The sequence below is a fragment of the Cognatilysobacter terrigena genome, assembly GCF_004361065.1.
In the GTDB taxonomy this organism is placed as follows: Bacteria; Pseudomonadota; Gammaproteobacteria; order Xanthomonadales; family Xanthomonadaceae; genus Cognatilysobacter; species Cognatilysobacter terrigena.
Genome location: NZ_SELT01000083.1, coordinates 1 through 851 on the forward strand (window position 1 = coordinate 1; position 851 = coordinate 851).

At 60.4% G+C, this 851-nt stretch carries 1 protein-coding gene; it reads right to left on the reverse strand.

Annotated elements, in window-relative coordinates:
* Nucleotides 1-182 precede the first annotated feature (182 nt).
* Entirely contained in the window at nucleotides 183-647 is a 465-nt protein-coding gene (locus EVS83_RS15470) for a hypothetical protein (RefSeq protein WP_133502086.1), read from the reverse strand.
* Between the last annotated feature and the right edge of the window lie 204 nt (nucleotides 648-851).

Consider the following 851-nt stretch of genomic DNA (forward strand, 5'->3'; position numbering starts at 1 on the left):
TGAACGCATCAAGGTTGCGACCAAAGCCCGGAACACGTGGGTTCGCCACAGCCAGATACTTCTCCCAGAAGTGGTCGGCCGTCGAGACATCACTGCAATCAACTATGAGCCGTCTCATGCCGCCTAACACCTGAGTTAAGCCGCGCCGCGAAGCGGCGTCGGCTTGGACGAATTGTTAGGCCTCATGGCTGGCAGACGACGGCGACTTTGTAGATGGGGTCCGCCTTGGCCGGGACCTGCAGCCAGCATTGAGCTGCTGCGGGCTGGTATTCCAAGAACGTACCGTTCTCGCGTTCGACCGGCTTGCTAGCGCCGTACAGGCGTGTGGCGTCTGCGATGGACATGCCGGGGCAGAGACCGGAGGGCGTGCATGCCTTGTAGCCAGTGCCCAGCAGCGCGCTGACGCGACGGGGGATCTTGGGACCTCGTTGCTCGAGCCACCCGACAGTGACGACCAACCCAGGGTAGTACAACTCCTCACCCTCATCGGTTTCACGATTGCCAACTGGTTCGCCCAGCAGGTTCCGAACGCTAGCCTCGGTGGCGCCAATCTCGATGCCGCCGATACTGAGCTCGGACTCCGTGAGTTCCGCCGCAGAAGCGTTAACGACGCCTAATGTCGTGACGAGCGCGATGAATTTCCACATGAGGCCTAACACCTGAGTTAAGCCGCGCCGAGAAGCGGCGTCGGCTTGGACGAATTGTTAGGCCTCGGGCCCGAATGAAGGCCGCCTGCGCTTTGCGACGGAGACCTGCTTCTTGACGAACTTCTCAGCCGCCTGCTTGCCAGTGCTCGTTTCACGAAGGATTTCGCCCTTCAGCCACACACCGAGCTTGAGGATAAGTTGATA